This window comes from Flavobacterium sp. (genome assembly GCF_021151785.1).
Lineage (GTDB): Bacteria > Bacteroidota > Bacteroidia > Flavobacteriales > Flavobacteriaceae > Flavobacterium.
Window position 1 is genome coordinate 20,425 of the sequence record NZ_JAGKWP010000019.1, and the last position, 8,429, is coordinate 28,853.

9 protein-coding genes are annotated in these 8,429 nt (G+C 33.4%); 8 read left to right on the forward strand and 1 reads right to left on the reverse strand.

What is annotated here, in order from left to right; all coding sequences use genetic code 11:
- Positions 1-13 precede the first annotated feature (13 nt).
- The 8 genes from porV to QZ824_RS03445 all read left to right on the forward strand — a co-directional run bounded on the left by porV (position 14) and on the right by QZ824_RS03445 (position 7,894).
- Positions 14-1,180, forward strand: coding sequence for a type IX secretion system outer membrane channel protein PorV (gene porV / locus QZ824_RS03410; RefSeq protein WP_291274628.1), 1,167 nt, complete (start codon positions 14-16; stop codon positions 1,178-1,180).
- A gap of 85 nt (positions 1,181-1,265) precedes the next feature.
- The gene (gene cdd / locus QZ824_RS03415) at positions 1,266-1,748 is read left to right on the forward strand and encodes a cytidine deaminase (protein ID WP_291274629.1); all 483 of its coding nucleotides are present in this window, start codon (positions 1,266-1,268) and stop codon (positions 1,746-1,748) included.
- A 135-nt stretch (positions 1,749-1,883) separates the two neighbouring features.
- A complete protein-coding gene (gene pdhA / locus QZ824_RS03420) occupies positions 1,884-2,882 on the forward strand; it encodes a pyruvate dehydrogenase (acetyl-transferring) E1 component subunit alpha (protein ID WP_291274630.1) in 999 nt (332 codons plus the stop codon).
- An 8-nt stretch (positions 2,883-2,890) separates the two neighbouring features.
- Entirely contained in the window at positions 2,891-4,498 is a 1,608-nt protein-coding gene (locus QZ824_RS03425; RefSeq protein ID WP_291274631.1) for a pyruvate dehydrogenase complex dihydrolipoamide acetyltransferase, read from the forward strand.
- Between the two features lie 73 nt (positions 4,499-4,571).
- Positions 4,572-5,537, forward strand: coding sequence for a M20/M25/M40 family metallo-hydrolase (locus tag QZ824_RS03430; protein WP_291274632.1), 966 nt, complete (start codon positions 4,572-4,574; stop codon positions 5,535-5,537).
- Positions 5,524-6,213: an SDR family NAD(P)-dependent oxidoreductase gene (locus QZ824_RS03435; RefSeq protein WP_291274633.1), complete on the forward strand. Its 690-nt coding sequence runs from the start codon at positions 5,524-5,526 to the stop codon at positions 6,211-6,213. The genes QZ824_RS03430 and QZ824_RS03435 overlap by 14 nt, the downstream gene beginning before the upstream one ends.
- Positions 6,213-6,815 carry a SprT-like domain-containing protein gene (locus QZ824_RS03440; protein WP_291274634.1) on the forward strand — a complete coding sequence of 201 codons (603 nt, stop codon included), beginning with the start codon at positions 6,213-6,215 and terminating at the stop codon, positions 6,813-6,815. Before QZ824_RS03435 ends, QZ824_RS03440 begins: the two co-directional genes overlap by 1 nt.
- Before the next feature lie 20 nt (positions 6,816-6,835).
- Entirely contained in the window at positions 6,836-7,894 is a 1,059-nt protein-coding gene (locus QZ824_RS03445) for a mannose-1-phosphate guanylyltransferase (protein ID WP_291274635.1), read from the forward strand.
- 43 nt (positions 7,895-7,937) lie between these two features.
- On the opposite strand, the gene QZ824_RS03450 is transcribed toward QZ824_RS03445, so the two are convergent.
- Positions 7,938-8,375, reverse strand: coding sequence for a YtxH domain-containing protein (locus QZ824_RS03450; protein ID WP_291274636.1), 438 nt, complete (start codon positions 8,373-8,375; stop codon positions 7,938-7,940).
- Between the last annotated feature and the right edge of the window lie 54 nt (positions 8,376-8,429).

The following is an 8,429-nucleotide window of genomic DNA, read 5'->3' on the forward strand; positions in this document are numbered from 1 at the left end:
TTAATCTAAACAGATGAAGAAATTATTAAAATTAGTAACATTCTTAGTGGTTTTACAAACCGCAAACGCACAGGATAGAGTAATTACTACCGGCGTTCCTTTTTTATTAATTGCTGCTGATGCTCGATCAGCTGGTATAGCAGACATGGGTGTGGCTTCTTCTGCTGATGCTTATTCACAACAATACAACCCTTCTAAGTATGCTTTTTCGTCAAGAAAACAAGGTTTTTCATTGAGTTATACTCCTTATTTGACCAGTATAGCAAACGATATTTCTCTTGGGCAAATAACTTATTATAACAGGATTAATGATCGTAGTGCTTTTGCAGGTAGTTTGAGATATTTTGGATTAGGTGATATTGAGTTAAGACAATCATATGACGATCCAGGGAGAACAGTTAATCCTAATGAATTAGCGTTGGACGGTTCTTATTCACTGAAGTTGAGTGAGACATTTTCTATGGGTGTTGCAGGAAGATATATTCGTTCTAATCTTAAAATTCCAGATGCTAATACTGATGCTAAAGCCGCTTCAACTTTTGCTGTTGATATATCAGGTTTCTTTCAATCAGAAGAAATTGCGTTTGATAATTTTAATGGTAGATATCGCTTTGGATTTAACTTTCAAAACTTAGGACCTAAAATTTCATATGATAATGATCAGTTAAATCAAAACTTTTTACCTGCTAATATGAGATTGGGAGGGAGCTTTGATTTTATCTTTGATGAATATAATAAAGTTAGTGTAATAGGTGAAACAACTAAATTATTGGTACCAACGCCACAGGCTGTAACTGATTTAAATAACGATGGCGTAATTGATTCCAATGATACCGCAATTAATAATCAAAATTATAGAAAAATTGGTTGGGTTCAGGGGATTTTTAAATCTTTTGGTGATGCACCAGATGGTTTTAGCGAAGAGTTAAAAGAATTTACTTGGGCATTAGGTGCGGAATATTGGTATCAAGATTCATTTGCTTTAAGAACAGGGTATTTTAACGAAAGTGCAACAAAAGGGGCAAGAAAATATTTAACTCTAGGAGCTGGTTTTAAATATAATATTGTTAAGATTGATGTCTCTTATTTGTTTTCTGCATCAAAAGTTAAAAACCCATTAGAAAATACATTGAGATTCTCTTTAACATTTAATTTCGGAGATTCATACGATGATTTATAATGAACAGAAATAGAAAAGCTATAATCCAAATTCATTTTTTTGAATTTGGATTTTTTTTCCCTTATAAAGAACTATTTTTTTAATAATGAAAGAAGTAAAAGTAGAAACAAAACTCAGTGTAATCGAGTCTATTGAAGAATTAACTTCAGCTGAAAAAGAGCTAATGTTAAAAGCTATTCAAGCTAGAGAAAAAGCTTATGCACCTTATTCTAGATTTCAAGTAGGTGCTGCCATTTTGTTGGATAATGGTTTGGTTCTAGAAGGATCAAATCAAGAAAATGCCGCTTATCCCTCGGGTTTGTGCGCTGAGCGCGTCGTTATTTTTTATGCTGGAGCAAATCATCCATCTAATAAAATTGAAAAATTATTCATTTCGGCTTCACCTATGGATAGAGAATTGGAAACGCCTATTCCTCCTTGTGGTGCATGTAGACAATCCATTGCTGAATATGAAGTCAAGCAAGACCAATCCATTGAAATCTATTTTATGGGTACAAAAGGACAAATATATAAATCAGATTCATTGAAAAATCTATTACCTTTTATGTTTGATAAAGGTAGTCTATAACGTTTTCGTTAGAAAAAAATGTTATATTTTGATAAAAATACAAAAAATGGTGCTTTTAAATTTTTTCAATAAAAGTGTAAGTAGTATTTTTGTCGTTCGTAATTTATACAAAACAAACCTATTAAATTAAAACAAATGAAACCAATTACCAAAGAAGTATACCTAAAGTGGTATGAAGACATGCAGTTTTGGAGAAAATTTGAAGACAAATTAGCTGCTTTATATATTCAACAAAAAGTAAGAGGATTTCTTCATTTATATAATGGTCAAGAAGCGGTTTTAGCGGGTGCTTTACACGCTATGGATTTGTCTAAAGATAAAATGATAACTGCTTACAGAAACCACGTGCAGCCTATTGGTATGGGGGTTGATCCTAGAGCTGTAATGGCAGAATTATTAGGAAAAGCTACAGGTACTTCTAAAGGTTTAGGTGGTTCAATGCATATTTTTTCTAAAGAACATGGTTTCTATGGAGGTCATGGTATTGTAGGAGCTCAAATACCAGTAGGTGCAGGTATGGCTTTTGCAGATAAATACTTTGAAACAGGAGGGGTAACATTGACCTATTTTGGTGATGGTGCAGCACGTCAAGGCTCATTGCATGAAGCTTTCAATATGGCGATGAATTGGAAATTACCAGTAGTGTTTATTTGTGAAAATAATGGGTATGCCATGGGGACTTCAGTAGAACGTACGGCTAATCATACGGATATTTGGAAATTAGGTTTAGGATATGAAATGCCGTGTGGACCAGTTGATGGAATGAATCCAATCAAAGTAGCAGAAGCAATGCATGAAGCAATGGAAAGAGCAAGACGTGGTGAAGGACCAACTTTCTTAGAAATGAAAACATACCGTTATAGAGGTCACTCTATGTCTGATGCGCAACATTACAGAACAAAAGAAGAGGTTGAAGAATACAAAAAAATCGACCCAATCACGCAAGTTTTAGATGTCATCAAAAAAGAAGGATATGCTTCTGATGCAGAAATTGAGGTTATTGATCAGCGAGTAGTTGATTTAGTTGCAGAATGTGAAAAATTTGCTGAAGAATCACCATTCCCAGATTTATCGGTTATGTATGATGTTGTTTATGATCAAAAAGATTATCCATTTATACCACATAAATTATAATTAAAACTATGGCACAAATTATTACAATGCCCCGTTTAAGTGATACTATGACTGAAGGAGTTGTAGCGACATGGTTGAAAAAAGTGGGAGATACAATCAAATCGGGAGATATTTTAGCAGAAATTGAAACAGACAAAGCCACTATGGAATTTGAGTCATTCTATGATGGTGTTTTATTACATATTGGAATCCAAGAAGGACAATCAGCACCTGTTGACTCTTTATTGGCTATCATAGGTCAACAAGGGGAAGATATTTCAGGCTTATTAACAGGAGGAGGTACTACACTTGAAACTAAACAAATTGTAGAGACTCAACCAGAACAATCTACCTCTTCTCCATCGGCTGAAATTCCAGCTGGTGTAAAAGTAGTAACTATGCCTCGTTTGTCAGATACAATGACTACAGGAACGGTAGCAACTTGGTTGAAGAAAGTTGGTGATGCCATCAAGGAAGGCGATATTATTGCTGAAATTGAAACAGACAAGGCTACCATGGAATTTGAATCATTCAATGCAGGTACATTATTGTACATAGGTGTTGAAGAAGGTGGTTCGGCTCCAGTGGATAGTATTTTGGCTATTTTAGGTCCAGAAGGTACTGATGTTAGTGGAGTAGTAGCTAATTTTAAAGCTGACGGTTCGCAAAAAATTACAAAAGCTGAATCTGTTGTTGAAGCTAAAACGGAATCTATTGCTGTGTCAAATTCAATATCTACCTCGTCAAGTGGAAGAATTTTTGCTTCACCTTTAGCGAAAAAGATTGCTCAAGATAAAGGTATAGACCTAGCGCAAGTTAAAGGAACTGGTGAAAATGGTAGAATAACTAAAGCAGATGTAGAAGGGTTTAATCCAACTTCTGTAAGTCCAGCACAAGCAATTGCTGATGCTACATCTTCAGTTGCATCAGTTAAACCATTTGTTCCAGCAGGGGAAGTTTATCAAGAGGAAATTAAAAATTCGCAAATGCGTAAAACCATTGCGAGAAGATTGTCAGAATCTAAATTTACTGCTCCCCACTATTATTTAACTATCGAGTTAGATATGGATAATGCAATTGCGTCAAGAAATATGATCAATGGGTTACCAGATACTAAAGTTTCTTTTAATGATATGGTAATTAAAGCAAGTGCTATGGCGCTGAAAAAACATCCTCAAGTAAATTCTCAATGGAGAGAAGATGCTATGATAATTAATCATCATGTAAATATTGGTGTTGCAGTAGCTGTTGAAGATGGGTTAGTGGTTCCAGTGTTAAAGTTTGCAGATCAAATGAGCTTGTCACAGATTGGAATATCAGTAAAAGATATGGCAGGAAGAGCCAAAAATAAAAAAATTCAACCGGCTGAAATGGAGGGAAGTACTTTTACCATTTCTAATTTAGGTATGTTTGGAATACAGTCTTTCACATCAATTATTAATCAGCCAAATTCTGCTATTTTATCTGTTGGTGCCATTGTAGAGAAACCAGTAGTTAAAAGTGGTCAAATTGTTGTAGGTAATACAATGACTGTAACGTTGGCTTGTGATCACAGAACTGTAGATGGTGCTACCGGTGCTCAGTTTCTTCAAACGTTTAAAGCGTTTATGGAAAATCCTGTTACAATGTTAGCTTAATTTTTATACGAAATACTTAAAAAATCCTAAGGTTCATTCCTTGGGATTTTTTATTTTTACAAAAAAGAGAAGTATGAAAAAAATAAGTTTTCTTTTAGTTGTTCTGAGTTTTGTAGCATGTAAGACAACTAAAAGTTCATCGTCAGTTGATCAAGTATTTCAGTATGCCAAGCCAACTGATGTAGCAAGTACATTAGCATTTTTAACTACCGATGAAAATATGGGTAGAGAGGCAGGTTCTAAAGAAATGCAAAAAGTAGTGACTTATTTAGAAGATGTATTTAAGAAAAATGGAGTAAAGCCTTATTTTACTTCCTATAGAGATACCTTAACTAATTTTGAAAGGCCAGCCTATAATATTGTTGGATTTATAGAAGGTAATGATCTAAAATTGAAAAATCAATTTGTTATTATTGGTGCACATTACGACCACATTGGGAAGGTTAAAAATGCTGTGAATGGAGATGATATTGCTAATGGAGCTAATGACAATGCAGCAGGTACTACAGCAGTTACTGAAGTAGTTAAGTATTTTGCTGCTAATAGAACTAATAAAAGGAGTTTGCTTTTTGTTTTCTTTACAGCAGAAGAAAAGGGCTTATTAGGCTCTAAACATTTAGCTGCTAAATTGAAAAAACAGCAGTTGGATTTATACTTTATGTTTAATTATGAAATGATTGGTGTGCCAATGGTTAATAAGGATATGTTACTTTATTTAACAGGTTTTGGTAAAAGTAACATGGCCGCTAAAATGAATGAATATGCAGGGGAAAAGTTAATTGGTTATATCCCAGCAGAAACCAAATATGGATTGTTTCGCGCATCTGATAATTATCCTTTTTACTATGAATTTGAAGTGCCTTCACAGACCGTTTCTACATTTGATTTTGAAAATTTTCAATTTTATCATCAACCGGATGATGAGTTTGATAAAATGGACATAACCCATATAACCAATGTAGTTAATAAAACAATTCCAGTTTTGGAAAGAATGATAAATGCTTCAACTAAAGAAATTAAATTAAATGAAACAAAATAAACATGTAATCATAACCGGTACTTCTAGAGGTATAGGTTATGAAATGGCTTTGTATCTTGCAAATGAAGGTTGTCAGGTTTTAGCAATTTCTAGAAAAACACCTCAAGCATTAATTGAACATCAAAACATTTCTTGTCTGTCCATTGATATTGCTAATTTTGATAATTTGTATCATGTTGCTAATTTCATTGACACAGTTTGGGATAAAAAAGTTGATGTATTAATACATAATGCTGGAAGCTTGCTGCATAAACCCTTCACACAAATTAAAGCAGAAGAGTTTGAACACGTTTATAAAGTTAATGTTTTTGCAGTAGCTGAGTTGTCTAAATTGTGTATTCCTTATATGAATAAAGGGAGTCATGTGGTTACAATAAGCTCGATGGGAGGTATACAAGGGAGTATGAAATTTGCTGGATTAGCTGCGTATAGTTCAAGTAAAGGAGCTGTTATAACCTTATCCGAATTGTTGGCCGAAGAATACAAGGAACAAGGTATTGCATTTAATGTGTTGGCCTTGGGAGCAGTTCAAACAGAAATGTTGCAAGAGGCTTTTCCAGGTTACGAGGCGCCAATTTCAGCATTGGAAATGGCAAAATATATTGCTAATTTTTCATTAACAGGAAATCAATATTTTAACGGAAAGGTTTTACAAGTAAGTTCAACAACGCCCTAATGGAAACAGTTTTGTTAAAATACTTGCCTGAACATGCTGTGCATCCTTGTTTCGAATTAATCAAGGCTAATCATGTTCATTTAAAAATAGTAGATGAAAGACAAACTAGACACGGTGATTACAGAATTCGTCCAGATGGTTCTCATCAAATAACAATTAATGCTAGTTTAAATAAATATAGGTTTTTAATTACTTTAATACATGAAATAGCTCATCTCGTAGCATTCGAAAAGTATGGGCGAACAATTTTACCTCATGGAGCAGAATGGAAGCATACATTTCAACATCTAATGATACCTTTTATCAGACCAGAAATTTTTCCTCACACGCTTTTACCTTTGTTAGCAAGGCATTTTAAGAATCCTAAAGCAAGTAGTGATACTGATGCAACTCTAGCGCTTGCATTAAAGCAATTTGATGAGCGAAATACAGAGAAAAATTATATCTTTGAAATTCCTTATGGGAGCACGTTCAGAGTTAATAATGGAAAGGTTTTTAAAAAAATAGCGCTAAGGGTGAAAAGATATGAATGCATCGAAGTCCTTACAGGTCGTATTTTTTTATTTCAACCTAATGCAGAAGTTGAGTTAATTGCTGAGTAAAAATTTTGAAAATTAAAGTCATGAATAAAAATTATTATGCTATTGTGATGGCTGGTGGAGTGGGTTCTCGATTTTGGCCTGTTAGTACGGTTGATTTTCCAAAACAATTCCACGATATGTTAGGAACAGGTGAGACACTAATTCAAAAAACGGTAAGTCGTTTAACTCAAATAGTTCCTCAAGAGAATATTTTGATTTTAACCAATGAAAGATATAGTGAAATTACACTTGAACAATTGTCTTTTATAAAACCTGAGCAAATTGTTTTAGAGCCCGCAATGAGAAATACGGCGCCTTGTATTTTATATGCTTCAATGAAAATTAAAAAAATGAATCCTAATGCAATTGTAGTTGTAGCACCAAGTGATCATTGGATTGAGGATGAAGTACAATTTGTTGCTAATTTAGAACGTTCATTTCAATATTGTGAACATAAAGATTCTTTGATGACTATTGGAATTCTACCAACTTTTCCAAATACAGGATACGGTTATATTGAATATGATAAATTAGATGTGCGTCCAATTAAACAAGTTGTTCAATTTAGAGAAAAACCAGATTATGCTACAGCTAGAAAGTTTATACAAAGTCGTAACTTTTTATGGAATGCAGGTATATTTGTTTGGAATGTAAATGCCGTTTTAAAGGCTTATGAAATGTATAATCCAGCTATGTATCAATTATTTGATTCGGGATATCATTTTTACAATACTTCTGATGAAAGAAATTTTATTTCAACACAGTATCCAAAAGCAGAAAATATTTCGGTTGATTATGCCATTTTAGAAAAAGCAAATAATGTGTTTGTGCTTCCTGCTACATTTGATTGGAATGATTTAGGTACATGGGGTTCATTGCACGAAAAGTTAGAAAAAGATGCTAACAACAATGCTGTGATTAATGCTGCTGTAGTATTGGAAAATGCATCAGATAATATTATTAGAACGTCAGGTAAAAAATTAGTTGTTATTGATGGAATTTCCAATTTTATAATTGTAGATAAAGACGATGTTTTATTGATCTATCCAAAAGAAAAAGAACAAGACATAAAGAAAATTGTTGAAAAAATTAACACATAAAAAATGCGGGTTTAAACCGCATTTTTTGTTTCATTGTAAGGGGTTAAATTGAAGGGGGTAAGTTTGCCTCATTTTCTATATTATTGATATGAGTTTCAGAGGGGATTTCCTCTTCAGAAGCCACTTTTTCTACACTGTTTTTTTCTTTTTTGAAATGTTCTACTTTAGTTTCCATTTCTTCTACGGTATGACTTAATTTCTCTTTAGCAACTTGTGCTTTTTCTTCTACCCAATCTGTTGCCTCTGCAATTTTGTCTTTGGCATCATCTACAAATTGACTAATTTTCTCAGGAACATGCATTTCTTCAACCTTTTCAGATAGAGTTTCTGTAACATGTTCAACTTTTTCCTTGACTTCATGAGCGATTTCTGAGGCTTTATCCATCGCTTGATCAGTCAACTCTGTGATATTTTCAGAGGCTTCCTCGGCTGTTTTTTTTGCTTTTCCAAATAATGAGTTGAAAAAATTTGATAATCCCATAATTGATTGCTTTAATTGTTAATGATTTTTATCAAATTTAAGAAATTTCTGTTT